Raw genomic sequence first — 23,685 nt, 5'->3', positions numbered from 1 at the left:
ACCTCCTTTAAAATAATGAAGTGTTATTCAATCGTTTGGTAATCGAGTTGGCTGATAACAGTAGAATGAGCGAGATGATCGATTTAATCAGCCCTACTGCCGTGGCGTAGGAATAACGGCTTTGACTGATACCGACTTGATACACGTAGACATCAATTACGCTGCTTGCGCTTTCATTCAGCTGATTTTTGAGTACGAGGATTTGATCAAAATTGGAATTCAGAATCCCGCTGACAGCGAGAATAAACAAAATCGTAATCGTCCCTTTAATAGAAGGAAGCGTCACGTAGAACATTTTCTGAAAACGTCCTGCCCCGTCAATCGTTGCTGCCTCATACATTTCTGGAGATACGCCCGTAATGGCGGCCAAGTAGATAATCGCTGACCAGCCCAGCTCCTTCCATATATCGGAGGTAACGACGATGCCCCAGAAGTATTTCGGCTCGGCCAGATAAGAAATCGGCTCCTTAATGACCTTCAAGGCAATGAGCAAATCATTGATAATCCCGACGTCAGCCAGCCAAGTAGCCAGAATCCCGCCAAGGATAACCCAGGAGAGAAAGTGCGGCAGGTAAGAAATTGTTTGGACGAATTTTTTGTATCGTACCGATCTTAGCTCGTTCAAAAACAAGGCAAACGCGATTGGCAGCGGAAAACCGATTATCAGCTTGAGCAGGCTCATCCCGAGCGTGTTTTTTATGACGGAAACTAAATTTTCATCCTCAAAGAATTCCTTGAAGTGCTCCAAACCTGACCATGGAGCCTCCGAAACCGGCCTGATGATATCAAAATCTTTGAATGCAATGATAATTCCGTACATCGGAGCGTAGTTAAAGATGAGCATCCACACGATCCCAATAAGCGCCATAGCCTGTAAGTATCGCTGTGAATACAGCCTCTTAAACAGCTTAGAGGATGTGCGCTTCGCTGTTTGCGACTCTTGCTGTACCAGGGGGATATCACTATTTGTGTTCAATCTCGCTGCACCTCCAAAACCTTCACTATTGTGTAAGCATTTTCATATTGTCAATTGTATGCCTTTTCCTTTTGTCATGTAAGGCTTCAAATTTTAGCTGTGGTCACCATTTTTCAGGTTTCTTGCCGCAAGTATAATCGACATGAGCTTGTTTCACGAATGCAAAATGAGGTCTGCCGCTATCGAAAACGGAGACCTCATTGGATTGAACGCTATTTGGTTTTACTTCCAACTTATTTAGACGCTAATTTGCGGCTGGCAGGACGCAGCGCCCACGAAGCCATGACCAGCACCAGGAAGACGAGCGGCTGGATGATGACGAAGAGACTTTCTCCCGAGAAAGCATGAGACGCTGCTGCGCCGGCAAGATCAAAGAAAAATCCGGCGTACGCCCACTCCTTCAAACGCGGAAAACGCGGAACCAGAATCGCGATGACTCCCAGCAATTTACATATACCTAACATAGTTAACACATAGACTGGATAACCAAGGTGCTGCAGCGTTTCTACCTGCTGTGCGCCGTGTGTTGTGAACAAGTAGCCTCCCATAACGAAGCTCGCCGGCCCCAGAATGGTGGTCACCCAGTAGGCTATGGTTTTTATTTTTTGTTTGTTTGCTGGCATGTGGATTTCCCCTTCTCACTAAAATCGAATTCTTGTTATATATGGATTTTAGCATAGTGGGTTCAGGCACATTTCTTTTCAATTGCTATTTCTCTTGCCATCGATCCTGTTCAGCTGCTGCCGCGAACACCTTATCGAACCCTGCTTTGGAGCGCAGTGTCAGCATCTCCGGAGACTCTGTGGGAGCCGCCGAAGATAAGATCTCCTGTGCGACCACTCCTTGGTAACCGATTGAATGAAGTCCATGAAGAAAGCCTGCCAGATCAATCACTCCCTCGCCAGGGTACACTCGTCCATTATCCAACGCCTCTTCGACGGGAACATCTGGCGCATCATTGATATGGACATGTACGATTTGATCGGCATGAAGCTTCAGGATATCAGCAGTTGTTAAACCATTAGTATACCAGTGATACGAATCGTACAGTAAACCGACATTTCTCTCCCCGATCGCCTCGATCCAATCCAGTGTCTCTTCCACAGTCCAAATAAACGGATTCGCCCATTGCGTTCGCAAGTGATGAGGACCTACAAACTCTAAACCCAGCTTCATACCATAGGAAGCTAAAAGTTGAGCGCATACACGCAAACGCCTCGTGGCTAGCGCCATAAAATGCGCCGCCTTCAGATCCGTTGAAGGCAAAATGTAGGTACAGCATGCCCTGCAGCCCAGCTGTGACGCTGCCTCAGCTGCTGCCGTCAGCTTGCTTAGCCCTTCACGGAACGTCTCTTCCGCCCCTCGCCATTCGACCGGCAGGCCAATGGCGCCTATGACAATGTTGTGCCTCAACAGCAGTTCTCTAGCCCCTTCGATTCCGTGGCGCTCTATGAGTCCAAGGGCATCCAGGTCGACAGCTTGAAAGCCGTACTCGGCTGCCAGTTCAATCATTCGCTCGTCACTATGAATGGACCCGAGACCCGCGCGGGTTAATCCTTTGAGCATTGCGATCCCTCCTACGATTCTGCATTCCAATTCAGCTTGACTTCATTCCCTGTCCGAGAAGATTCATAAATCGCATCCAGCACCAAATTGTTTGTATATCCGGTAAGCGCGGATGTGATCGGCTGCTTGCCTTCCTTGATGCACTCCAGGAAATGCCGGCTAAGCCTTATGCGTTCGCCTTCATCGTGTTCCGGTCGGGATAAATCCGTATCAATCGCACGATCGAACTTTTCCGTCAGAAGCTTACCACTAGCTCCTCTATAGCTTGCCCCGCCTTCCGAGCCCATAAGATGTACAAACGGCGTATTGTCGGTGTCCATGTGAACGGCCCAGCTCACCTCGAGAGACAGTGTGCTGCCATTGTCCATTTTAATCAGCGCGGTAGCCAGATCTTCTACATCGTATACGCCGTTCCAGTCCGGCTTGCCCCAATTTCCAATCCCTTTACGCTTGGGACCAAACTCTGCGTAAGTTGAGCCGTATACCGATACGGGCTTGGGATTGCCCATCAAGTAAAGCGCCAGATCAAGCATATGCACACCAATATCAATTAACGGGCCGCCGCCCGATTGATCCATCCGTGTAAACCATGTTCCCCAACCGGGTATCCCTTTGCGGCGGAACCAACCCGCTTTAGCGTTATAGATATGACCAAGCTCACCGCGATCAATCTGCTCCTTGATTTGCATCGGCACGGCTTCCCAGCGCATTTGATGTCCGATCATAACGACTTGATTCGAAGCCTTGCTTGCTTCATAAATTTGGCGCGCCGCTTCGGAATTGATACCCATCGGCTTTTCGAGCAGCACATGCTTGCCCGCTTGAATCGCTTGTAACGCGAGTGGAGCATGGAATTGATTCGGTACTCCGATAATGACGGCATCCACGTCAGCGCTTTCAATTAGCTGCTCAGGCGTAGCCATGACTTGGGCAATGCCGTTGGCTTTAGCTCTAGACTCAGCAAGAGGCAGGTAAGCGTCCGTGATCGCGGTGATTTCACATTGATCAGCCAGCTTGGAAAATTGTTCAATATGTACACCACCAATATTACCTGCGCCGATGATGCCAATTCGTACTTTTTGATTTGCTGCCATTCTTATTTCCTCCCTGTTCTGTGTCTACGATTCACATTCTCAGTGCATACCGGGATGTGCTCGTTTCAATCTGGCCCGAGATGCACTTCTGATATTTATGGTAGAATAAAAGGAAGAAAAAAGCGTACCTTGTTTTTCGAAAAATGTCCCATTTTTTCGGAGGAGCCGAGCAATCTATGACCTACTTTCCCGCTTATTTGAAAACGTACCCAAATATGAACACAGCTTCACCCTTGCATATAAGCTTGAATCGGCTGGAGCGGGGATATTTTGCACACCGCCATGATTTTTGGAATTTTCCTATGTGATTGAAGGTCATGGGGCTGAGACCATTAACGGTGTCAAGCATCTCATGTCTCCCGGAACCTTTACCTTCGTGCTTCCCTACCAGGTACACGAACTGTTCACAGATCCGGGCAGTACCTTAGTGCTGTATAACTGCATGTTCAGTATGGATCTGCTGATGGAGCCGGGGGCCGATGAAGGCTTGTCGGGGCTATTCAATGAGATCAACCCGCTCCCTCCTTTTGTACAACTCGGCCCGCACGAGCAGATCCGCATGGTCAAGCTGCTGGAAGATATGTTCGAAGAATATCTGGGAGACGAGTCTTGGCGCAGAACCATGCTGCAAGTGAAGCTGAAGGAAATCTTGGTCCGGTTTGACCGGGTGCGACAAACAGGCCAGCAACAACGGACTGAAGCGGCATATCCAATGCCCAAGCTTACCTCCATCTGGCCGATCATTCATTACATACATCGAAATTATCAGGAAGAATTATCGCTTTCCGAGTTGGCCGAACAATTCTCCATGAGTGTGTCTCGAATCAGCGAAGTAATTAAACAAACGACAGGTCAAAGCTTTGTCTATTTTCTTCATGATCTACGGCTGCGTCATGCTTGCAGCTTGCTTGCTTCCACCGATATGAGCGTGGCCGAAATCGCGCTAGAAGTAGGCTATGGCTCCTACAAAACGTTTTCGCGTATTTTTCGGGAAATCAAAGGCGTTGTCCCCAAGGACTATCGGAAGCAAAAGAGGGACGATTCTACGTCCCTCAGGCATTCTATAAAGCAGGGTTGATTCCATGGCCCTTTGTCATACCAATGTTTTCACTGAGCTCCGTGCGATCAATGAGACTGGCACGTACCATCTCATATTGGGCGGAGCCTCTTTCCGTCCGGTTTCCATCTGGAGCCACCTAGCCGCAGCTTCGCACATTCCGTTCTTATCGACCTTCATCGTTGTCAGCGGCGGTTCAGAGGATGCCGACATGTCCAACCCGTCAAAACCGATAACGGAAATATCCTCCGGCACCCGGATCTGACGAGTTTGCAGCTCTGTCATGAGCAGTAGTGCAATTCGATCATTTCCGCACAAGAAGGCCGTTGGAAGGTGCCCGCACGTATCCAGAAAATGCCTGATTTCTTCCTCTGTGTGGTGAAATCCTTTCGACTCCAGCAAACAGCACGATTCATCTACCATTACGCTCTGTTCGCTAAGAGCTTTCCAAAAGCCGAACCAACGCTCCTCATGACTAGTCGTCAGATGAACCGGACCGATAAAGCCGATTCTCCGGTGACATTGATCAAGCAGGTACTGGGCCGCCGTATAGGCCCCCTCTACATTAGCTGAAGTAACAGCCGGTCCGGGAACGCTGCGATAGAAAGAATCGAACATAAGCAAGCTACTCCACTTCTGTTGGACCAGCCTTGCGTACTCCTCCCTCACAATTCCGAAGAGAATAACGCGATCAAAGTTAATGGAGTGAGTCAGCTCGGGTAGGAACAGGCTCTGTTCCATCTGTAGGCTGATTCTTTGGATAACAGCGCTGAAGCCTTGGTCCCTAAGCTTTTGCTCCAATCCCCATATCAAATCATGATAAAACAAAAAGTGCTCATTATCTTCATAGCTCATAATTCGCTCCGGCACAAGAATCAATACCGCGCTATGCTCTTGCTTGCCGGTTAAGTCCTGTCCGATGTGCTTGTCATAGCCGAGCTCTTCTGCAGCTTGCAGCACCTGCTGCCTCAACTCTTCGCTCACGCCTTTTCGGTTCGAAAGCGCTAAGGAAACGGCATTCTTCGATATGCCCAAGTACTGAGCAATGTCCTGCATAGAGACTTTTTTGGGCCTCGCCATGTTGTTCAAATCCTTCCACCTATGCTACAATTATTGTAACTTGACATTATTCATTTTATCAAGTTTTGTCAAGTAACCATATGACTCTGGAGGGAACATCCTTGAAATTAGCGATTGGCATTGATATAGGCGGAACAAAGACAGCAATTGGAATCGTTGATGAGCAGGGCACCATAGCTGCTAAACACACGATCAAGACCGATTTAAGCATCTCTCCTCCCCAAATGGTGGAGCAGATAGCAGCTGCAGTGAAAGAACTGCTGCACCAACATTCGATTGAAGATTCATCCATACTCGGCATCGGTATTGGCGCACCTGGACCGCTTGATCCTGCAGGAGGCCGGATCACATGCCCTCCTAACCTGCCAGGCTGGCAGGATTTCCCGCTTGTGAAGGAGCTCGAGCGGCATCTGCCCTATCCGATCCGTATGGAAAATGATGCAACCGCAGCTACACTTGCGGAAAAATGGATCGGAGCCGCGAAGGATAGCCATCATTTTGTGTTCGTCACGATCAGCACGGGGATTGGTTCGGGCATCTACTTGCACGGCAAGCTTTTGACAGGAGCTAGCGGGAATGCCGGCGACGCCGGGCATATGGTCATTGATCCTTCTGCCGGCCGCTGTGTATGCGGACAGCTTGGCTGCTGGGAATGGGTAGCGTCAGGTACCGCCATCGCCAGACAGGCTTCTGAGTTCCTTGGCAGAACCGTCACTTCCAAAGAAGTGTTTGATCTTGCCAATGAAGGTGACCAAAATATGGTTGAATTAGTAGACAAATTGTATCAATATATAGGCATGGGCTGTGTATCGCTGATTAACATTCTCGATCCCGATACCATCGTTATTGGCGGAGGTGTCTCACAAGTTGGAGAACCGCTATTTCAAGCTGTCAGATCCTATGTATCAGCACATGCGCTTAACCCAGGCGGACGCCATACACGAATCGTTCCGGCTCAGCTGCAAACAGATGCAGGACTTGTCGGAGCAGCAGCGCTTGTTCATGTGAACTATTAATTACATATTGGAGGAACTATCGATGCAACCCATTTTTTTGAAGCCTGTTTTTAAAGACCGTATTTGGGGAGGTACGAAGCTTCGCGACCTGTACGGCTATGAGATCCCTTCCGAGCAAACAGGTGAGTGCTGGGCCGTATCCGCCCATCCGAATGGTCAGAGCGTAGTCGTAAATGGCGAATACGCTGGAACGATGCTAGGAGATCTATGGGAGAAACATCCCAAGCTGTTCGGCTCCAACGCCGCTAAATTCCCGCTGCTGACCAAAATCCTCGATGCTTCGGACGATCTATCCGTTCAAGTTCATCCTGAGGACGCTTATGCGATGGCGAACGAGAACGGCGAGCTAGGCAAAACAGAATGCTGGTACATTGTGGACGCTGAGCCCGGCGCGGAAATCATTTATGGGCATAAAGCCGCGACGAAAGAGCAGCTCACAACGATGATTCAACAGGGCCAATGGGACGAGCTGCTGGAGCGTGTTCCGGTGAAGGCCGGCGATTTCTTCTATGTGCCGAGCGGAACCATCCATGCCCTGGGCAAAGGCATTGTTGTGCTGGAGACACAACAAAGCTCCGATACAACCTACCGGGTTTATGATTACGACCGCCGGGATGCCGAAGGCAACCTCCGCGAGCTGCACCTGGACAAAGCGATTGAGGTCACGACTGTTCCTCACGCTTCGGCAACCACCGAGTACCGCACAGATTCAGTTGGACAGACGCAGGTTGTCACCTATGTGTCCAATTCCTTCTTTACAGTTCAGAAATGGAACGTGGACGGACCTTCTTCATTTGAAGCGCCTGCCAAGTTCACCATCTTCAGCGTGCTGTCCGGTGAAGGCAAATTGATAGCCGGTCAAGTTTCATATGAACTGACAAAAGGCGATCACTTCCTATTACCTCTTGGATTTGAAGCTTTCCAATTAGACGGAACGCTTGAGCTTATCGTTTCTCACGAATAAATATGAAATGCGCAGCGCGGATGCGGGCTACTAACCCCAGCCAATGCTGCGCATTTTTAAATGCTGGTTACTGACAGATGAAAGTATCGTTCAGATAGCATACAAGCTGTCCCTTCTGAATATCTTGTTCATGACTTTATCTTGCCGAATAGGAGAGCATGAACATGCATACCATCTTCAGCTTTATGTTTCTTGGCTTGTCGCTCGCGGCTCCAATCGGCCCCATTAATGCCGCGCAGCTGGACAAAGGAATAAGGAAGGGCTTTACACATGCTTGGCTGCTTGGCTTAGGGGCCATGTGTGCGGATGCCCTGCTCATGCTTTTGATTTATTTCGGTGTTATTCATTTTCTAACTACGCCGTTCATGAAGACATTTCTATGGTTATTTGGGTGCTTTGTTCTCATGTATGCCGGAATTGAAAGTTTACTGAAAGCCGGAAAAATGACCACGTTGAGTACTCAAAGTGATGAAACGCCGCTGAAATCGTTTGTTGTCGGTTTTGCTATGGCGATATCAAGCCCTTTAACCATACTTTTCTGGTTAGGGATCTACGGATCGGTTTTGGCTGATATGACCACAGATCTGAACAAACCTGACATATTCCTTCATACAGCAGCTATGTTCCTAGGCATCTTGATTTGGGACATGATCATGTCTTCTCTAGCCAGTACATTTCGAAGGTTTTTGACACCGAAAGCATTAACGATCATTTCAATCGTATCGGGGATGTCTTTGATTACATTTGGCCTCCATTTCGGCAAAGAAGCATTTCTTTTGATCATTAGTTAGCTTTACACCTCATCTTTGCTCTTTTTTGGATGAAGCTTGGAACTGCTCCTCGGAGTGAATTCCAGGCTTATTACCATTGCATTATTTTTGCGAACAAGCTCTACGATGAAGGTCAGAACGCCAATGATCCCTATAAAAAGAAGACTGATCCAGAATCCTGGACGACTTGTAGGATGAAAACATGTTCCCCCTACTGCAGCAAGGATGAGACCCATTCCTAGAAATCTTTTGATTTTCCCCCAAACCGATAAATCCAGAAGCCTTCCCGAAGATAATAATATAAACAGCCAGTTATAAAGCAGCATGATCCCGGCTGCAGTCGTTATGTACTCAAAAAGCTCTTCCGGCAGCAGTAACGCCATGAAGACTGAGGAGGATATCCCTATTGACGTAAGCCCGATTGCAGGCAGCGGAACCTTACGCTTCCCCTTTGTCTTCCTTGCAAAAATACCGGGAGCATCTTGATCCTCGGCCAAAGTGACCATTATAGTTGTCACTGCAAACAAGGAAGCAACCATGGTAGAGAAGCCGGCAACAATGAGGATTGCATTAAAAATATGCGGGACTAGGGGAATTTGATAGCTGTTTAATGCGATCTGAAACGGACTGTCCTTCCCATTCATCTGATCAATCGGAACCAGAGTTAACACCAGCACCAACGAAGCAATATAGATCAAGGTTAATAGCAAAAGCATGATTTTCCCTGATTTTGGCGCCTCCTGAGGATTCTTCAACCTTGTCGCCATAAGTCCCATGATTTCAATGCCGCCGAAGGCATAGAAGGCATAGATGAACGAGGACCAAGTTCCGAGTCCGCCGCCAGGAAACATCACACGAGAGGTGGCCGGGAACCTAGGCTCGGGAGCATTGCCTTTTAACCAACCGAATAACGCGGCTGCCGCGATAACCAGAAACATAACGATCGCCGATACTTTCACAACAGCAAACACATGCTCAGCTCTTTCAAAAGCCTTGGTACCAAGTAAAATAACGGTTATTCCTAAGATGGCATATCCTGCTGACAACAACCACATAGGCATGTTGGGAAGCCAGACTCTTGTAAATAAAGAAAGTGCAATTAATTGACTGCCCATGATAAGAAGCTCTGAACACCAATACACCCAACCGCTGCTGAAGCCGGCCCACCTGCCATATGCCTTTCTCGCATAAACCTGAAATGAGCCCTTCTGAGGATTCTTAGCCGTCATACGGGATAAAACATCAAAGACAATATAGGTCCCAAATGCCGCAAGTATAAATAGTAGAACGACCGAAGCACCGCCAACTTTTATGGCAATTCCAGAACCAAGAAAGTAGCCTGTTCCAATCGTACAAGCTACTCCAAAGAGTGACAGCTGCCACCATTTCATTGATCCCGTAGCGTTCCCTATCCGCCTCATTCAAACGTCCATCAGGATCGGCAGAATTACCGGTCTTCGGCCTGTCTGCTCGTACAAGAACCGGCCAAGCACCTCTTTGATGTTTATTTTTAGAGTGCTCCATTGGTTCACATTTTCTTGCAGAAGATCATTAATTTTGTTCGTAACCAACTCATTGGCTTTGTCTAATAATCCCTCGGATTCCCTAACATACACAAAGCCCCGCGAAATGATATCAGGACCTGACAGGATTTTATTATCACTAAGTGTCATGACCACGACTAAGATACCATCCTCCGACAAATGCTTCCTGTCCCGCAGCACAATGCTTCCTACATCGCCTATGCCAAAGCCGTCCACAAACGTATTACCCGTCGTAACTTTGCGGCTTTGGACAGCTGCTCCGTTTTCAATATCAAGAACGTCTCCATTATTCAAAATATAGATGTTCTTTGCGGAAACACCTACCGATTCGGCTAACAGACCATGCTGGTAGAGCATCCGGTACTCCCCATGAATGGGGATAAAATACGTTGGCTTCATTAGAGAAAGCATCAGCTTTAGCTCCTCTTGGCTGCCATGGCCCGAGACATGCATGCCTGTGGCGGAACCTGAGCCATAAATCACCTTGGCACCTAAACGAAACAGGTTATCGACGATCCGTGAGACGTTCCGCTCATTACCTGGAATAGGAGTTGCAGAGAGAATCACCGTATCGCCTTGTGATACGCCAAACTGTCGGTATGAGCCATTCGACAAACGGGACAAGGCGGCCATAGGCTCTCCTTGACTTCCTGTGCAAAGGACAGCAACCCTTTCTGGCGTTAACCGATTCACCTCAGCAGGCTCAATTAGCATACCGGGAGGAATTTGTATGTAACCAAGTTCGGTAGCGGTTTGTATGACGTTAATCATGCTTCTGCCTAGCAGCACTAACTTACGGTTCGTCATCTCCGCTGCATCAACAATCTGCTGAAGCCGGTTCACATTGGACGCGAAGGTTGAAATGAAAATTTTATTTTGCGCTTTGCGAAATGCTTCTGCAATATGCTCACCAACTACCCGCTCTGACGGTGTAAAGCCCGGGCGTTCAGCATTGGTGCTTTCTGAAAGCAGGGCAAGAACACCATTCTTGCCGATCTCGGCCATTTTATGCAAATCCGGATACTGCTTATTGACTGGACTGAGATCGAATTTAAAATCCCCCGTATGCACAACAGTACCTTCCGGAGTATGAAATACGACGCCTAGGCAGTCCGGTATACTGTGGTTGGTTTTGAAAAAGGTCGCCCGTACAGCTCCGAGTCTCAAGTCACTGTCGCCGTCGATTAAACTCATCTGAGCCGATACTCCCGCTTCTTTCATCTTGGCCGCGATTAAGCCCAGCGTCAGTCTAGTACCATAAATAGGCATGTTCAATTGTTTTAAAATATAAGGAATACCGCCAATGTGGTCTTCATGCCCATGTGTAACAATCATCCCTCTGACTTTATTTCTATGTTCAAGCAAATACGAAATATCCGGGACAATAAGATCGATGCCTAATAAACTTTCATCAGGAAATTTGGAACCGCAGTCGACAATGACGATATCATCTGCATATTGAATGACATACATATTTTTCCCAATTTCATTAATACCGCCAAGTCCTATGATAGACAGTTTCTTCGACAGTTTCTTTGAGCCACTCATGAAAAAGCCTCCCAGCTGACGATTTTCAATTATTTTGAGCGTTTATGCAGTTATTTATAAGGAAATTTATGAAGTCATTTCTTAGCGCTAAGCACGGATTTATGAAACTCATAATCCTACATGCCAAAGAAGCCTCTTGAAAGATGTTCAGGAGGCTTCTTGTTTACTCAGACGTCTAGATGGTTTCATCCAAATCCGGCTCATAGTAATCAATTTGATCCGGGAACGAATCCCGGGCAATCATTGCAGCTCCGCGGACCGAATCAAACCAAGCCGGTTCCTCCGCATTTTCCAGTTCCGAATCCGATCCCGGTTCCAATTCCATGGGGCTGTCTGCAGATGTTTCTCCAAATGCCGATTTGTCAGCCTTCAAGTGAAGGTCATTGTCGTTGTTTTCCATTGCGCTTGTCGAAGGGGTATTGGTTTCATTCGACAGTTGTTCCGCTAGGTCATGTGGCTCCAAAGATTGTTGTTCACTCATTGAATACTCCCCTTCCTATTCCAAACTATCGGTATTCTCTCCTAGTATTCTCAAATATTGAATCAAGATTCTATTTCAATCTTGGAAGGAAATGGTGAAAGAGCCCAACACCGATGCACGAGCTTGTTCATATGATATAAGGAGTCATAAACCTTCCCCTTGGAAGGAGGTGATTTCTATGTTAGTTACACTTACTGGTTGGATGCTTTACACGATGTGGGTGGTACTCGGGCTTATGGGCATCAAGTTCTTACTGGGTCTATATCGCTCAGTAAAAGCAAGCGAATTGCCTGATGGGCCAGTGCTTGGTTTCTTGCGAGACCTGCTGTACTATGTTTTCCCATTGTACATGCTGGCTGGCATGATGTCTCTCGATCCTACAGGATGGCTTCTTCTCATCGCTTACTATGTTGGAGGCGTTGGGGTTATCGTACACTATCTCAAAGACATCAAGAGCAAACTGTAAGCGCTTATCCTACAATCTAAACATTTACGTTAAACAAAGAAATGATAAAGAACTCTGGTCTGATGCAGACAGAGTTCTATTTGTTTACATCTTCTGGATGAAGGCAAGGATAAACGACTTCGTCGTCCTAAAAGGGCGAGCGCGTTTGTTAAGGTTGCTTATTAACGAAAGAAAAGGATCCCGGCTGGGACCCTTATCTTGTCGGCACATTAGTATCTTTACATAACCAGTTACTCGTTTACCTTTGGTAAATCTGCGTGTAAAACACGGTACGTGTCTTTAGCACATCCCCTCCAGCCTGCTATAACAGGTATGAAAGTCCTCTATGCAACGGTTGTATTTCGCTGAAAGCCTCCAACGGAACCACACCTCTCTGCTTGCCGACAAATATAGAATGCTCACTTTACAAAAAATTTATACATTTATTTTCATATGGAAAATTTTATTTGATGTCTTTACCGCGTTCGCCATGTTAAGATTGCCTCTCGAAAGACCAATACAGGCCAAAGCTTCTGAATGAAGAAGCGCGGGGGAACCATTCTTCTGGGGTAAAGCCGGTTATCCGGCCGGGTGATTGCTCTTTGACCCGAACCCGACAGCTAACCTCGCAGGCCAATAAAGAGAGGATGTTGATCCATGCGTTTTAAAAAATCCCTATTAAGCGGTATTCTTGCAGTTGGGACGATTATTGGTGCTGGCGCGGCTTCCGCGGCCACTTACACAGTGACCGATCATGATACCATGTATCTGATTTCGAAGAGTCAAGGAATTAGCTTGACTTCACTCATTCAAGTCAATCCACAAGTTAAGAATCCAAATAACATCTGGAAGGGCATGGTGCTGAATCTTCCTCAGAAGGCTGTAACCACTGCGCCGCAGACAGCACCTAGCACTCCGGCAGCTTCGACTGCCACATCCGCCTTTGCAAGCCAAGTTGTTACACTTGTCAATCAGGAAAGAGCAAAAGCAGGACTGAAGCCTTTAACGAGCGATACTGCACTTGCGGCAATGGCACTTGATAAAGCAAAGGACATGTACAATAACCATTATTTTGATCATACATCGCCGACGTACGGTTCACCTTTCGATATGATGACCTCTTACGGTATTCGTTACACGTATGCGGGAGAGAATATCGCCATGGGTCAAAAGACTCCGCAGGACGTTATGACTGCTTGGATGAACAGTGCGGGACATCGACAAAATATATTAAGTCCGAACTATACGAAAATCGGTGCAGCCTATTACAATGGCGAATGGGTACAGGAATTTATCGCAAACTAAATATAGCCTACAACCATGCAAAGCAGCCGGCTATTCGGCTGCTTTTTAACTTTTAAATAAAGGTGCTTGAACAGCCTCGCAGCTTTCGGAGAGGTCGTATTCATGATCCGCCTATGTTCCTGCATACATTCATTACAGATGTAATGACTCCAGCTGGAGGAGGAATACGGATGAGCATATTGAAAAAAAGCCCGTTCGCGATCATGTGTATCGTCGGCCTGATCTTCATGGCTGTGTACTTGATCATCGATCAGTCCGAAACAAGCAGCGCGGCCGGTAACGAGATAACGGCCGTCGAGCAGGCCGGCTATTCCATTGAGGTTTCGCTTGGTCGAGCTCCGGCTCAAATCCTTAAGAATAACGAGCTCCAGGTACACATCTCCGATGTACAGGGTAATCCCGTATCCCACGCAACGATTCATTTTCTATTAAAAATGCCGCATATGTTTTGCGGCACATTCGAGGGGACGGCCAGCCAAACAGAACCCGGAGCTTACCAGGGTAACGCTGTCCCTCTCATGGAAGGCGACTGGGAAGCACTCGTCGACATCGAGCTGAATGGTCAGACACTGCACGTCACACACCCGTTCAAAGCTGCCCGTTGACATTTACCACAGCCAGGGGTGAACGGATGGAATCCATCCGTTTGCCGCGAGTCCTCTTAGAATAGCCAGAATACCGATCACGGAAGCCATAAGCTGCCCGAGATAGGTAATTCGGCTGCGGAGCTTGTGCTTCATCATACCGGCGAGCGCCCCTGTCAGCGCTAATGCCGGTAGGGTGGACAAGCCGAATACCAGCATGATCAGCCCCCCATTCAGATAGCTTGCGCTCGCTACTGCATTGATTTCCATCGCGTACGTTAGGCCGCAAGGTATGAAGCCCATAAGGATTCCCGTAACAAATGTAGCCCAGAAGCTGGGGCTTGCCTTTAGCTTGATGAGCTGCGATCTGATCCCAGGTATACGATGCGGTCCCCACTCCGCTATCGGAATCGTATATTTACGGTAGGTCCACAGCAAAATAAAGATGCCTCCCAGCAAGCTGGCCAGCCCCTGCAGACCAGCCAATTCACCCGCGACATCGACAAATGAGCCCGCTCCCCCCATGACAACCCCGAGCAGCGTATACGTTGCAACTCTCCCGCTGTTATACGCGAGAATCGTGACCATCGCACTGCTGCGAGCTTCCATCGTCAAGGAAGACATCGTTCCCCCGCACATCCCGATGCAGTGAGGCGCCCCCATCAGGCCGGTGGCGGCCACGAGCCAGAAACTCATGCTCACACAATCCCTCCTAGCAAATGGTGATCACCGTCTTTTCAATTTCGCCACGAAGCTCTCTGAAGTCTTAACGCATTCGCAACAACAGAGACGGAGCTAAGCGCCATAGCCGTTCCTGCAATCCAAGGCGCCATCCAGCCCATGAACGCAAGCGGAATGGCAAGCACATTATAGAGCAAGGCAAATGCAAGATTTTGCCTGATGTTGCGCATCGTCTTTCGACTGATGACGATCGCGTCAGCCACGCCGCCAAGATCACTGTGCAGCAGATTGACATCCGCGGCTTCCTTTGCAATATCGGTTCCCGTTCCGACAGCGATTCCTATGTCGGCAGCGGCAAGCGCAGGCGCATCGTTCATCCCGTCTCCAACCATAGCAACACTGCTGCCTTTTCGTTGAAAGGAATGAATTAGCTGTACTTTATCCTGCGGCATCATCTCTGCATAAACCCTAGTGATACCGGCCTTTGCAGCGATGGCTTCCGCCGTCGTCCTCTGATCGCCTGTCACCATGATAACCTTGGTACGAAGCTTCTTCAGCCTTCTGATCGCCTGCGGCGATGAGGTTTTCAACGTGTCGGCAATAGCAATGACCCCCGCATGCACACCGTCTATCGAAGCATGAAGAACGGTTTTTCCTTCCGCTTGGAATCGGTCTGCCAGTCTAGCATGAGCTCCGATAACGATACCGTGCTTTTTCATGAACGATTTCGAGCCTACAACGATGTCATGCTGATCCACTTTAGCCACGACACCCGCGCCTACCACTGTCTGAAACGAATCCGCCTCCTTCACGTGAAGGCCTCGTCTGACTGCTTCTTTGACGATCGCTTTGGCAAAAGGATGCTCGGACCCTCTCTCAGCTGCGGCGATCAGGCGAATCAGACGCTGCTCTTGACCCGACTCAGTCACAATATCCGTTACACGGGGCAGACCGTTCGTAAGTGTTCCTGTCTTATCCAGAAGTACGACATCCACCTGTCCTAGCTGCTCCACATGCTTGCCTTCCTTGAACAAGATGCCTGCACTGATAGCTCTACCCGTTCCTACCAGGATGGAGGTTGGTGTTGCCAGACCGAGCGCGCAGGGGCACGCGATCACCAACACAGCCATCGATTTAAACAAAGCGCTCTCATAGTCGCCCGGCATTAACCAAAACGACCAGACACTGAACGTAAGCAATGCCAAGAACAAAACCGCCGGTACAAAAAGACCCGCGATGACATCGACATAACGCTGGATATCGGCCTTAGAGCTTTGAGCTTCTTCCATCATGGCAATCATCTTGGCCAGGGCTGTATGCCGGCCCACTGCCGTTACTTTCATCATCAGCGCAGCGTCTACATTCGTGGATCCTCCGATAAGAGGGTCCAGCTTTCCTTTTTCTGCAGGCACAGATTCCCCCGTAACGAATGATTCGTCAACGGCCGATCGGCCTTCCAGCACTTGTCCATCTACAGGGACTACGGCACCGGGTACAATGAGAAGCGTGTCTCCGATATCCACCTGCTCGATTGGAACGGTCTGGTGCTTCCCGTCACGAACAAGGAGTGCTGTATCCGTATAAAGCTGGCGCAGCTGCCCGAGTGCCTTCATGCTCCGCTGCTTCGCTGAGGCTTCAAGCCATTTGCCTAACAGAACGACCGTGATAATCATCGAGCTGGTTTCAAAATATACGGCATGCGGGTTGGCATCTCCGCTTTTTAAAGCCATCATCGTCATGTAATGACTGTACAGATAAGCGCATGTCGTACTGAGCGCAACCAGAACATCCATGTTGGCACTGCGGCTTTTTAACGCTTGATAGGCCTGAAAATAGAAGGAAGAGCCGATGACAAACTGTACCGGCGTCGCCAATAGCCACTGAAACCACGGCTGCAAAAAAGCTCAGGAATCCAAATCCCCGAGGTAAATTCATAATGGCGAACCATCGCCCATAGAAGCGGTACAGTTAGCAGCGCGGATAGAGCAAGCTTGACACCTAAGGCGGTTATGCCGCTTTGCTTCTTCTCCCCTTGATCCAGAGGCTTCGCGGTATAGCCCAATTGTTCAATACGCTGTACGATATGTTCGCTTGTTGTATCACCTGGATGGATAAGCAGAGCCGCGCGGCCCATCGTTAGATTCACCGATATTTGCCTGACCCCGTCCATTTTGCCTACAGCTTTCTCGATACGCGCCGAACAAGCTGCGCATGTCATGCCTTCTATATGCAAATGGACTTGCTGCAGCGTCGACTCATTGTTCACCTTGTCCGCCTCCCGCATCAAAAGCAATTCCTACTTACAGCTATATGGAGAAAGCAGGCGGAACATGCCATGAAATGAAATAAGACCCGAGAGGGAATTCCCCCTGGGTCTACTACTCCGACTTCGGATTTAAATACCTTTTATCTTTCAGGAACAGCTTCCAGAACCAAATAAATACCGGAACCAGCACCGCTGTGCTAATCACGTACCCAATCAACAGAGAACGGAACATCGCATGATTCGTAAACCCTTGATCTACCGTCAGAATCGGGTACAGGATGTACGGCAAATGCGAAGCGCCGTAGGCGTAGCTGGCTAGAGCATACTGAGTAATTACGGCCACCATGGCTACTCGAGGATATCCATGCTTCCCCTCCTTGCCCGGCCACCATAAGGCAAAATACCCGATAATGAAAGCAACCGCCGACAGTACGAACCACAGCCATTGCTTTTGAAAGTCTTCGACAATCCATCTTGCTTCCGGTGTCATCGCAACTGTAGTCAGTACAGCCATGATCAGCGTTAGCGGTCCCAGCAGAATCGCCATCCGCCGATAGACGCGGTAAGTCTCCTCATCCTGCGACTCCCTCGCATAATCGGCCAAGAATAAAGCGGAGAGAAACAATTCCGTCGCCAAGCCGAAGCCGAGATGCGCATATTCAGTCGGCGATTCGAGCAATCTGGCAAACTCAAGCGCGGCGTTCCATCGACCATCGTGATGAAGCCGCCGAGTGTAATCGGGAGCACACTGACCAGTAATGCAGGAATTAGAAGCCCTGTCACGCCTGAGACAATGCTCAGCACTCTGCTCAGTCGGCGAATGGAGTAAGCGTACACCATGAATGTACTGCGGATGGTAAGCAGGACGAGCGCTAAGCACACGGGCAGCACAAGCAGCGTCCCGAGCGTAAATGTCGCTTTCGGAAAAAATCCGACCAGCGCAACAACCATAAGTACCAAAAAGACATTCGTTACTTTCCACGTAGGCGACAAGAAGCGGTTCGCGATATCGCCTGCTTTCGTATGGGAACCCCTGCCAAAAACGAGAGCCCAATAGCCCGAGCCAAAATCGATAGAACCAAGAATCGAGTAAACGAAAATGAATACCCACAATATCGTAATCGCCAGCGTTACATCACTCATTACCGCTCACGCTCCTTCTCTGAGCAGCTCCGGAACTACAGGATGCCGCTTAAAATAGACCCACATGACCACGGAGGTGATGACCAGCAGCATCGCATAAATCGAAAGAAACAACACGAACAGCATGCCCAGTCCTTCCGCTTTGGTCGCGGCTTCAGCCGTTCGTTGAACATGATAAATCGTCCACGGCTGTCTCCCGGTACAGCTGAAAATCCAACCCGTTTCGATGCCGATCATGGAGAGCGGTCCCGATGTCACCAATACCCAAAGCAGCCAGCGCGGATACTTGCGCTTAAGAAGCAGCCTATAAGCAAGAGGACCGAAGGACAATACGATGAGCAGCGATCCGATGCCGACCATGGCATTAAATAAAGTGTGAATGTAAAGCGGCGGCCACTCGTCTCTCGGGAATTCGTTCAATCCGCGCACGACACCGTCAAAGTGATTCGTCGCAAGAAAGCTTAGCGCCCATGGAATTTCGATACCTCCCCGCACACTTTGGGTTTCTTCGTCTACGTTGCCGCCGATCGCCAGAGGCGCGTAGGTACGCGTTTCGAACAGACCTTCGGCTGCAGCGAGCTTTTCCGGTTGATGATGATGGAGCATCTGAGCCGTTTCATGTCCCCCAATGGCAGTTATAAGGGACATGATCCCTCCCACCAGAAGGGACAGAAACAGACTTTTGCCATGATAACTGCGCTCTTGGTCTGACTTCCTCTTGCTAAGCAGCTTGAACGCGCCAACCGAAGCAACGGCGAATGCCCCTGTCATGTAAGCTGAACTCAGCACATGAAGCGAGGTGATAAAGAAGCTTGGATTCATCACCGCCGCCCAAGGATCGACATCCGTAATTTGCCCATTTACCAGGTTAAAGCCCCGAGGCGTATTCATCCAGGCGTGTACGTTCGTAATCAGTACAGCCGAAGCAGATGCGCCGATCGCGACGAAGATTACACTCACGATCCGCATCCAAGGGTGAAGCCTGTCCGCTGCGTATACATAAATGGACATGAACAGAGCTTCCAGGAAAAATGCCCAAATTTCCACCTGGAAAGGAAGCGCGATAACCTGACCCACGTATTCCATAAATCCCGGCCACAGCAGCGCCAGCATGACACCCACGATCGTACCGGAAGGAATCGCTACACCTAGCAGAATGGCAAATCCTCGCGTCCACCGTTTGGCCATAATCGCAAAATCGGGATCCTTGCTGAATTGAAATAGAAGCTCGGCTAGTACAATGAGAAGAGGAATCCCCACTCCCAGCGTGGCAAAAATAATATGAAACGCCATCGAAGAACCGAACAACGAACGTGCCATCATGACTGTATCCATTCAGAGTCACCTTTTTCCAAAAATTGATCCCTCGTACTTTGTGAAAAAATGGATAAAGTTATGCGCCGTTCAGCATTTTGCTGCATATTTTGTTGTCCGATTTCATCTCTTTGTCATAATTGTGAAGCATTTTGTTGAATCTGCGACTTAAATCTTGTTGTTCGTGAAACAATTTGTGCCTACTGCCATTTTTCTTCTGATTTTTGTCATAAGAGCGTACCGACCCTGCATAGAATTAAAGATCAACAGCCCCGAGGTGATCAACATGGTGAAAGAATCAATGACGCTTGGACAATTCATGATTCGTCCGCAGAAGCCCAGCCGGACCCGTAGACCCGTATTGCTTATCCGCATCCCTGGCGGTAAAAAAACGGCAAAGCTAATTCGTTATGTATTTACTTAAGATTTCCTACAAGTACACATATTTTGCGGAAAAAGCCTAGCAGCCCTATTGGGTAAAATGCTAGGCTTTTTGTCAGTCGTGCGCGCAGCCTCAGATACCCATGCCGCTAAATGCAGCACCATCAGATGATGAATATTCAAGGGATAGACTAGGAGTATGACTCCCCTGATAACTGCTCCTCTGTCTGCTGTTTATTTTCTCCTGTATGCTTGCTGATGTGAAAGTGAATAGCAGGAAACAGACAAGGAGTGTTATCTATGGAAGCTTTATTCGATCCGCAAAAAACAGCCATCGTCGTTATTGATCTTCAACGGTGGATTGGCAGTAACTATGCCCCCCATACCGCCGAACAGGTTGTAAGTCAAGCCGCTGCCATGGTACAAGCTTTTCGGGAGAAAGGCTCGTTTGTCGCTCTGGTACGAGTGTCCACCAAGGATGTGAAGGATATGCCCAAACCATTACTGGATCAACCTCTCCCGCCCATGAACCTCGTGGAAAACTGGGACCAAATTGTACCGGAAATCGGCGTCATGGACACCGATCATGTCGTGACCAAGAGGCAATGGGGTGCCTTCTACGGCACCGACTTGGATTTGCAGCTTCGCCGCCGCGGCATTGATACCATCGTACTGTGCGGCATTGCCTCTGGTATCGGCGTTGACACGACTGCTAGAGAGGCCTTCCATCACGGTTATAAAGTTATCTTCGCCATCGATGCAATGACGGGCTTTACAGCACGTGAGCATGAGCATGTTCGCGATGTCATCTTCCCGCGTCTGGGGCGAATCCGCACAACCGAGCAGATCCTAGCATGCATGAACCAATAGCAATACTCCTAACCATGACAAAAAGCCGGGGCATCTTGTAACGATGCCACCGGCTTTTGCTATACGTTGCTGCTATGATCACTTTATGATCCCAGTTAGATTTCGATATCCACAATCAAGCTGTCTTCTCTACCTACCTCACGGATATAGGCAGCTACTGCCTGATGTTCCGGATTAGGACCATAAGCCTCTAAAGCTGCTCGATCTTCAAAGCGCACGGATAACACAACCTGGTACCCTTTATTTTTTTCAGAGAAATTCAGACCAGCCTGAATGTCTACAATGCCTGTCAGGTGCGGCTTTAAAGCTTTGAATCTATCGGCAACCTCCTGCATTTGTTCCTGTGTCGTAGTCTCTCCGAACTTCACTAATACAATATGGTCAATCATGCTGCAGCCTCTTTTCATGGATAATTTCCGAATCCCTACCATTCTATCATACTTCAGCTTCAAAAAGGTTGATGATACTTTTCATTTCCATTCCTATCCGGTATGCTTCTGAATGAGTTTAATAACCGATCGGAGGACTTGAGATGCCTAAACTTGTATTTTTTCTAGGAGCTGCAGGTGCAGGGAAAACAACCATCGCCAAAGCACTCGCCAAGCTGCGCCGTGCACCTTTTTTCGATATGGACACCCTGCTTAGACCTGCGGCTGAGGCGATCATGACGTTGTCCGGGCTAGATCCGAACGACCGTGATTCCGCCGTGTATAAAACCCGCTGCAGAGATCTGGGCTACCGCATCACGATGGATGCCGCGCTTGAAAATATGGAACTGGGCAATGACGCCTTTGTTGTCGGCCCTTTTACCAAGGAAACGGACGATCCCCTGTGGTTACATAACGAGCTTGCGAGAATTGGAGCCTCCATCCAGAGCGTAGATGTAAAGGTCGTATGGGTAGTCCTTTCAGACGAAGACATGTACCGCCGTCGAATTGAGCACCGTGCTTCCGTGCTGGATCATTGGAAGCTAGCCAATTGGGAGCAATTCCGAACATCCTTGAAACGACGTGAAATCGCATGGACTGGGCTATCCGATTCCTCCGTGTTGGAATTTGATAATTCCGGTCCGCTGTCTGAGGCGAAACTGCAAGAACTAGAACGTATGATTTACTTAAACCACTGCTGAAAAATATCTTTCCTGCTCTCCTTCGCAGGTTCTATTTGTAACAAACATTTCACACTTCGCGGCTGCATATAATGGTTCCTGTGAGGAGGAATGTTATGTACGCGTTAATCAGGTTGGAAGACATCGGCCCCGGAGGCTCCTATGAGTCGGCTGATGATCAAGCCAAGCTGCTGGCCGTAGCTGATTATTTGTCTGCCATGAAGGTCCCGTTTCACGCCGCGGTGATCCCCCGGTTTATCAATCCTGAGCGGCACTATGACTGCTCTATGGCTGGTACGGATCCCATTTCGGTGCGATTTCGCCAGATGCTCATTGACCTGCAAAAACGCGGTGCTTCACTCGGCATCCATGGTTACACGCATCAATATGGCAATGCGATCAGCGGGGTGGGCTATGAATTCTACTATCCAGGCTGTCAACAGGATTGCCCGCAGGACGACCCGGCAGAAGCGTTATCCTCATGGGCGACGATAGAGAGGACATACGCGTATAACCGGTACCAATTAGCGAGCAAGGAGTTCCAAGCCTCCGGTATACAACCCGAATGGTTTGAAACTCCGCATTATACGGCATCCGATACCCAGCGCAAGATTCTGGAGGCCTGCTCCTGTCTGATGTATGAAACCAATCCGGATCAACCGAGCAGCCGTCAGCTCAGCTGGCGCAGCTCCCAATCCCTGATTGGCAAAACTTACTATGTGCCGACACCGCTCGGCTATATAGGAGGTGATTCAATCGATCAAGACATCCAGAAAATGATCAGCGAAGCCGCAAGCTATGGTGAACAAGATCTAGCATCCTTCTTCTATCATCCCTATCTGGAATTCGATTACATTCAGCTTCAACAAGACGCTCCTCCTGCTTATAAGGATAATACCCCGCTCAAAAGGATCATACAGCAGCTTCTCGATATGCAGAGGCAGTTTGTGACCGTCAAGGATGTGATGCGTCTTAACGTCTCCCTTGTACCCCAAGTATTTACATAAACTCTTTCGCTCTTATTTAAAAAAGTTAACATGTTATCCATTCGTTACCCATATAAGACTGTATGCAGGAAAAAATCTACTTATTGGGGGAATGTCTATGGAATGGTATGTAAAGGTTCTTAAGAATTATGTAGGTTTTCAAGGAAGAGCTAGACGCAAGGAATATTGGATGTTCGTCCTCTTTAATTTGATTGCATCCATCATCTTGACAATTTTGGATTCAATCTTAGGACTAAAATCTGTATTCAGCGGATTGTATTCACTTGCTGTTCTGCTCCCGTCACTTGCCGTAAGCGTTCGCCGTCTTCATGATATTGGAAAAACCGGCTGGTGGATCTTGATCGGCTTGATCCCAGTGATCGGAGCCATCATTCTGATCGTGTTTGACTGCATGGATAGCGAGCCTGGGGATAATCAATACGGCCCAAACCCGAAGCTGTAAGATAAAACGAGGGACCCGATACCATTTACGTATCGGGTCCCTT

At 48.6% G+C, this 23,685-nt stretch carries 25 protein-coding genes, 1 pseudogene and 1 riboswitch; of the genes and pseudogenes, 12 read left to right on the top strand and 14 right to left on the bottom strand.

The window, feature by feature from the left end; all coding sequences use genetic code 11:
* Nucleotides 1-7 precede the first annotated feature (7 nt).
* From L0M14_RS07350 to L0M14_RS07335, 4 genes are all read right to left on the bottom strand, one after another.
* On the bottom strand, nucleotides 8-952 hold the full coding sequence (locus L0M14_RS07350; RefSeq protein ID WP_235122844.1) for an ABC transporter permease: 945 nt from the start codon (nucleotides 950-952) through the stop codon (nucleotides 8-10).
* A gap of 257 nt (nucleotides 953-1,209) precedes the next feature.
* Entirely contained in the window at nucleotides 1,210-1,599 is a 390-nt protein-coding gene (locus tag L0M14_RS07345; protein WP_235121525.1) for a DoxX family protein, read from the bottom strand.
* An 85-nt stretch (nucleotides 1,600-1,684) separates the two neighbouring features.
* Nucleotides 1,685-2,542 (bottom strand): sugar phosphate isomerase/epimerase family protein, encoded by an 858-nt coding sequence (locus L0M14_RS07340; RefSeq protein WP_235121524.1) that lies wholly within the window; start codon nucleotides 2,540-2,542, stop codon nucleotides 1,685-1,687.
* 11 nt (nucleotides 2,543-2,553) lie between these two features.
* Nucleotides 2,554-3,636, bottom strand: a complete 1,083-nt coding sequence (locus L0M14_RS07335) for a Gfo/Idh/MocA family protein (RefSeq protein ID WP_235121523.1) — start codon at nucleotides 3,634-3,636, stop codon at nucleotides 2,554-2,556.
* A 304-nt stretch (nucleotides 3,637-3,940) separates the two neighbouring features.
* Here L0M14_RS07335 and L0M14_RS07330 point away from each other — a divergent pair, with 304 nt between their 5' ends.
* Nucleotides 3,941-4,714 carry a helix-turn-helix domain-containing protein gene (locus L0M14_RS07330; RefSeq protein ID WP_235121522.1) on the top strand — a complete coding sequence of 258 codons (774 nt, stop codon included), beginning with the start codon at nucleotides 3,941-3,943 and terminating at the stop codon, nucleotides 4,712-4,714.
* 15 nt (nucleotides 4,715-4,729) lie between these two features.
* On the opposite strand, the gene L0M14_RS07325 is transcribed toward L0M14_RS07330, so the two are convergent.
* The gene (locus L0M14_RS07325) at nucleotides 4,730-5,773 is read right to left on the bottom strand and encodes a LacI family DNA-binding transcriptional regulator (RefSeq protein ID WP_235121521.1); all 1,044 of its coding nucleotides are present in this window, start codon (nucleotides 5,771-5,773) and stop codon (nucleotides 4,730-4,732) included.
* 101 nt (nucleotides 5,774-5,874) lie between these two features.
* On the opposite strand from L0M14_RS07325, the gene L0M14_RS07320 reads away from it, so the two are divergent.
* From L0M14_RS07320 to L0M14_RS07310, 3 genes are all read left to right on the top strand, one after another.
* On the top strand, nucleotides 5,875-6,789 hold the full coding sequence (locus L0M14_RS07320) for an ROK family protein (protein ID WP_235121520.1): 915 nt from the start codon (nucleotides 5,875-5,877) through the stop codon (nucleotides 6,787-6,789).
* Between the two features lie 22 nt (nucleotides 6,790-6,811).
* Nucleotides 6,812-7,753 carry a mannose-6-phosphate isomerase, class I gene (gene manA / locus L0M14_RS07315; RefSeq protein WP_235121519.1) on the top strand — a complete coding sequence of 314 codons (942 nt, stop codon included), beginning with the start codon at nucleotides 6,812-6,814 and terminating at the stop codon, nucleotides 7,751-7,753.
* 164 nt (nucleotides 7,754-7,917) lie between these two features.
* Nucleotides 7,918-8,544 carry a LysE family transporter gene (locus L0M14_RS07310; RefSeq protein ID WP_235121518.1) on the top strand — a complete coding sequence of 209 codons (627 nt, stop codon included), beginning with the start codon at nucleotides 7,918-7,920 and terminating at the stop codon, nucleotides 8,542-8,544.
* 2 nt (nucleotides 8,545-8,546) lie between these two features.
* On the opposite strand, the gene L0M14_RS07305 is transcribed toward L0M14_RS07310, so the two are convergent.
* The 3 genes from L0M14_RS07305 to L0M14_RS07295 form a co-directional block, all read right to left on the bottom strand.
* The gene (locus L0M14_RS07305; RefSeq protein ID WP_235121517.1) at nucleotides 8,547-9,914 is read right to left on the bottom strand and encodes an amino acid permease; all 1,368 of its coding nucleotides are present in this window, start codon (nucleotides 9,912-9,914) and stop codon (nucleotides 8,547-8,549) included.
* 30 nt (nucleotides 9,915-9,944) lie between these two features.
* On the bottom strand, nucleotides 9,945-11,615 hold the full coding sequence (locus L0M14_RS07300; RefSeq protein WP_235121516.1) for a ribonuclease J: 1,671 nt from the start codon (nucleotides 11,613-11,615) through the stop codon (nucleotides 9,945-9,947).
* A 175-nt stretch (nucleotides 11,616-11,790) separates the two neighbouring features.
* Nucleotides 11,791-12,096 carry a hypothetical protein gene (locus L0M14_RS07295; RefSeq protein ID WP_235121515.1) on the bottom strand — a complete coding sequence of 102 codons (306 nt, stop codon included), beginning with the start codon at nucleotides 12,094-12,096 and terminating at the stop codon, nucleotides 11,791-11,793.
* Nucleotides 12,097-12,274: 178 nt separating this feature from the next.
* Here L0M14_RS07295 and L0M14_RS07290 point away from each other — a divergent pair, with 178 nt between their 5' ends.
* From L0M14_RS07290 to L0M14_RS07280, 3 genes are all read left to right on the top strand, one after another.
* Complete coding sequence (locus L0M14_RS07290; protein ID WP_235121514.1) at nucleotides 12,275-12,562, top strand: hypothetical protein; 288 nt, start codon at nucleotides 12,275-12,277, stop codon at nucleotides 12,560-12,562.
* A gap of 491 nt (nucleotides 12,563-13,053) precedes the next feature.
* Nucleotides 13,054-13,192, top strand: a riboswitch (cyclic di-AMP (ydaO/yuaA leader).
* Nucleotides 13,193-13,198: 6 nt separating this feature from the next.
* Complete coding sequence (locus L0M14_RS07285) at nucleotides 13,199-13,846, top strand: CAP domain-containing protein (RefSeq protein ID WP_235121513.1); 648 nt, start codon at nucleotides 13,199-13,201, stop codon at nucleotides 13,844-13,846.
* 170 nt (nucleotides 13,847-14,016) lie between these two features.
* Complete coding sequence (locus L0M14_RS07280; RefSeq protein WP_235121512.1) at nucleotides 14,017-14,451, top strand: FixH family protein; 435 nt, start codon at nucleotides 14,017-14,019, stop codon at nucleotides 14,449-14,451.
* 3 nt (nucleotides 14,452-14,454) lie between these two features.
* On the opposite strand, the gene L0M14_RS07275 is transcribed toward L0M14_RS07280, so the two are convergent.
* The 5 genes and pseudogenes from L0M14_RS07275 to L0M14_RS07255 all read right to left on the bottom strand — a co-directional run bounded on the left by L0M14_RS07275 (nucleotide 14,455) and on the right by L0M14_RS07255 (nucleotide 19,855).
* The gene (locus tag L0M14_RS07275) at nucleotides 14,455-15,126 is read right to left on the bottom strand and encodes a sulfite exporter TauE/SafE family protein (RefSeq protein WP_235121511.1); all 672 of its coding nucleotides are present in this window, start codon (nucleotides 15,124-15,126) and stop codon (nucleotides 14,455-14,457) included.
* Nucleotides 15,127-15,167: 41 nt separating this feature from the next.
* Entirely contained in the window at nucleotides 15,168-17,009 is a 1,842-nt protein-coding gene (locus L0M14_RS07270; RefSeq protein ID WP_235121510.1) for a copper-translocating P-type ATPase, read from the bottom strand.
* Nucleotides 16,922-17,377 (bottom strand): cation transporter, encoded by a 456-nt coding sequence (locus L0M14_RS07265; RefSeq protein ID WP_235121509.1) that lies wholly within the window; start codon nucleotides 17,375-17,377, stop codon nucleotides 16,922-16,924. The genes L0M14_RS07270 and L0M14_RS07265 overlap by 88 nt, the downstream gene beginning before the upstream one ends.
* Before the next feature lie 112 nt (nucleotides 17,378-17,489).
* Nucleotides 17,490-18,520 (bottom strand): annotated as a pseudogene (locus L0M14_RS07260) (cytochrome d ubiquinol oxidase subunit II).
* 6 nt (nucleotides 18,521-18,526) lie between these two features.
* Nucleotides 18,527-19,855: a cytochrome ubiquinol oxidase subunit I gene (locus L0M14_RS07255; protein ID WP_235121508.1), complete on the bottom strand. Its 1,329-nt coding sequence runs from the start codon at nucleotides 19,853-19,855 to the stop codon at nucleotides 18,527-18,529.
* A 265-nt stretch (nucleotides 19,856-20,120) separates the two neighbouring features.
* Here L0M14_RS07255 and L0M14_RS07250 point away from each other — a divergent pair, with 265 nt between their 5' ends.
* Both L0M14_RS07250 and L0M14_RS07245 read left to right on the top strand, forming a co-directional pair.
* Nucleotides 20,121-20,258 carry a hypothetical protein gene (locus L0M14_RS07250; RefSeq protein WP_235121507.1) on the top strand — a complete coding sequence of 46 codons (138 nt, stop codon included), beginning with the start codon at nucleotides 20,121-20,123 and terminating at the stop codon, nucleotides 20,256-20,258.
* Between the two features lie 257 nt (nucleotides 20,259-20,515).
* Nucleotides 20,516-21,085: a hydrolase gene (locus L0M14_RS07245; protein WP_235121506.1), complete on the top strand. Its 570-nt coding sequence runs from the start codon at nucleotides 20,516-20,518 to the stop codon at nucleotides 21,083-21,085.
* 95 nt (nucleotides 21,086-21,180) lie between these two features.
* Here the strand turns inward: L0M14_RS07245 and L0M14_RS07240 are convergent, their stop codons facing one another.
* Nucleotides 21,181-21,474: a Dabb family protein gene (locus tag L0M14_RS07240; RefSeq protein ID WP_235121505.1), complete on the bottom strand. Its 294-nt coding sequence runs from the start codon at nucleotides 21,472-21,474 to the stop codon at nucleotides 21,181-21,183.
* Nucleotides 21,475-21,617: 143 nt separating this feature from the next.
* Between L0M14_RS07240 and L0M14_RS07235 the strand changes: the two genes are divergently transcribed.
* The 3 genes from L0M14_RS07235 (at nucleotide 21,618) to L0M14_RS07225 (ending at nucleotide 23,642) form a co-directional block, all read left to right on the top strand.
* Nucleotides 21,618-22,214 carry a P-loop nucleotide/nucleoside kinase family protein gene (locus L0M14_RS07235; protein ID WP_235121504.1) on the top strand — a complete coding sequence of 199 codons (597 nt, stop codon included), beginning with the start codon at nucleotides 21,618-21,620 and terminating at the stop codon, nucleotides 22,212-22,214.
* A 95-nt stretch (nucleotides 22,215-22,309) separates the two neighbouring features.
* Nucleotides 22,310-23,200 (top strand): DUF2334 domain-containing protein, encoded by an 891-nt coding sequence (locus tag L0M14_RS07230; RefSeq protein ID WP_235121503.1) that lies wholly within the window; start codon nucleotides 22,310-22,312, stop codon nucleotides 23,198-23,200.
* 97 nt (nucleotides 23,201-23,297) lie between these two features.
* Nucleotides 23,298-23,642, top strand: a complete 345-nt coding sequence (locus L0M14_RS07225) for a DUF805 domain-containing protein (protein ID WP_235121502.1) — start codon at nucleotides 23,298-23,300, stop codon at nucleotides 23,640-23,642.
* The last annotated feature ends 43 nt before the right edge of the window (nucleotides 23,643-23,685 follow it).

It is taken from the genome of Paenibacillus hexagrammi (genome assembly GCF_021513275.1).
In the GTDB taxonomy this organism is placed as follows: Bacteria; Bacillota; Bacilli; order Paenibacillales; family NBRC-103111; genus Paenibacillus_E; species Paenibacillus_E hexagrammi.
This window is presented reverse-complemented; position numbering and strand designations above follow the sequence as displayed.

Excerpts from the sequence above, each read along its gene's own strand:
- L0M14_RS07345 (WP_235121525.1), bottom strand. The coding sequence starts at position 1,599 with ATGCCAGCAAACAAACAAAAAATAAAAACCATAGCCTACTGGGTGACC.
- L0M14_RS07340 (WP_235121524.1), bottom strand. The coding sequence starts at position 2,542 with ATGCTCAAAGGATTAACCCGCGCGGGTCTCGGGTCCATTCATAGTGAC.
- L0M14_RS07335 (WP_235121523.1), bottom strand. The coding sequence starts at position 3,636 with ATGGCAGCAAATCAAAAAGTACGAATTGGCATCATCGGCGCAGGTAAT.
- L0M14_RS07325 (WP_235121521.1), bottom strand. The coding sequence starts at position 5,773 with ATGGCGAGGCCCAAAAAAGTCTCTATGCAGGACATTGCTCAGTACTTG.
- manA (WP_235121519.1), top strand. The coding sequence starts at position 6,812 with ATGCAACCCATTTTTTTGAAGCCTGTTTTTAAAGACCGTATTTGGGGA.
- L0M14_RS07310 (WP_235121518.1), top strand. The coding sequence starts at position 7,918 with ATGCATACCATCTTCAGCTTTATGTTTCTTGGCTTGTCGCTCGCGGCT.
- L0M14_RS07305 (WP_235121517.1), bottom strand. The coding sequence starts at position 9,914 with ATGAAATGGTGGCAGCTGTCACTCTTTGGAGTAGCTTGTACGATTGGA.
- L0M14_RS07300 (WP_235121516.1), bottom strand. The coding sequence starts at position 11,615 with ATGAGTGGCTCAAAGAAACTGTCGAAGAAACTGTCTATCATAGGACTT.
- L0M14_RS07295 (WP_235121515.1), bottom strand. The coding sequence starts at position 12,096 with ATGAGTGAACAACAATCTTTGGAGCCACATGACCTAGCGGAACAACTG.
- L0M14_RS07290 (WP_235121514.1), top strand. The coding sequence starts at position 12,275 with ATGTTAGTTACACTTACTGGTTGGATGCTTTACACGATGTGGGTGGTA.
- L0M14_RS07285 (WP_235121513.1), top strand. The coding sequence starts at position 13,199 with ATGCGTTTTAAAAAATCCCTATTAAGCGGTATTCTTGCAGTTGGGACG.
- L0M14_RS07280 (WP_235121512.1), top strand. The coding sequence starts at position 14,017 with ATGAGCATATTGAAAAAAAGCCCGTTCGCGATCATGTGTATCGTCGGC.
- L0M14_RS07275 (WP_235121511.1), bottom strand. The coding sequence starts at position 15,126 with ATGAGTTTCTGGCTCGTGGCCGCCACCGGCCTGATGGGGGCGCCTCAC.
- L0M14_RS07255 (WP_235121508.1), bottom strand. The coding sequence starts at position 19,855 with ATGGATACAGTCATGATGGCACGTTCGTTGTTCGGTTCTTCGATGGCG.
- L0M14_RS07250 (WP_235121507.1), top strand. The coding sequence starts at position 20,121 with ATGGTGAAAGAATCAATGACGCTTGGACAATTCATGATTCGTCCGCAG.
- L0M14_RS07245 (WP_235121506.1), top strand. The coding sequence starts at position 20,516 with ATGGAAGCTTTATTCGATCCGCAAAAAACAGCCATCGTCGTTATTGAT.
- L0M14_RS07240 (WP_235121505.1), bottom strand. The coding sequence starts at position 21,474 with ATGATTGACCATATTGTATTAGTGAAGTTCGGAGAGACTACGACACAG.
- L0M14_RS07235 (WP_235121504.1), top strand. The coding sequence starts at position 21,618 with ATGCCTAAACTTGTATTTTTTCTAGGAGCTGCAGGTGCAGGGAAAACA.
- L0M14_RS07230 (WP_235121503.1), top strand. The coding sequence starts at position 22,310 with ATGTACGCGTTAATCAGGTTGGAAGACATCGGCCCCGGAGGCTCCTAT.
- L0M14_RS07225 (WP_235121502.1), top strand. The coding sequence starts at position 23,298 with ATGGAATGGTATGTAAAGGTTCTTAAGAATTATGTAGGTTTTCAAGGA.